This window comes from Dankookia rubra, assembly GCF_004355005.1.
Lineage (GTDB): Bacteria > Pseudomonadota > Alphaproteobacteria > Acetobacterales > Acetobacteraceae > Paracraurococcus > Paracraurococcus ruber_A.
Window position 1 is genome coordinate 1 of the sequence record NZ_SMSJ01000326.1, and the last position, 665, is coordinate 665.

The 665-nt window shown below is 65.0% G+C and carries 1 protein-coding gene; it reads right to left on the reverse strand.

The features are described from left to right. Positions 1–196: 196 nt before the first annotated feature. Positions 197–559: a transposase gene (locus tag E2C06_RS36840; RefSeq protein WP_277751930.1), complete on the reverse strand. Its 363-nt coding sequence runs from the start codon at positions 557–559 to the stop codon at positions 197–199. Positions 560–665: the final 106 nt, after the last annotated feature.

Below are 665 nucleotides of genomic sequence, written 5' to 3' on the forward strand. Positions count from 1 at the left end.
GGATGCGGCATCCTGGCAGGAGGTGAAGGTCCTTCATCCCGCATGTTACTACCGGGCCAGCCAAGCCGCAGCGCACTTGGCAGCATCAACCACGCTTCCTGCGGAAGAGCCACCAGAGCGGGACAAACCCAGTGTCGAAGTCGGCACAGAAAGTCCGGTTATTTCGCGTACAGCTTCTAAGCTCGACTTTGGCCATTCACGCAGCCTGGCAGAGAGCGGCGTCGAGCCGCAGGCGAGTGACGCAGGTGACCTCCTGCCGCAGCAGGGCGGCCAGGAGCTCGAGCGCGGAGAAGCCGCTGTCGGTCGCCAGGACCAGGCGCCGGCCCGGCATCCAGCGACGGGCCTGCAGGACCAACTGCCATCCCCAGTCGGTCAGCTTCTTGTGGCGCAATCGGCGCTCGCGGCAGTAGCGCTCCGAAGGGGCAAGGGCCGTCAGGAACGGCAGCGCCCAGACCCGCCCGGCCCAGGAGATCGGCACCAGCAGCATGAGGCTGAGCCAGCGCAGGCCACTTGCCTTGGCGAAATGGCCGTGGCTGGAGCGGACCGGGTCGCGGTAGATCCCCTCACATGGGGTGTTTCTCTGTCAAAGGTCGAGTCACCGTGTCATCGCAAAATCTCCGACTCTGGTGTTCAAACGGCGTCCAAGCCTGAGCCCGTCTTTGTCC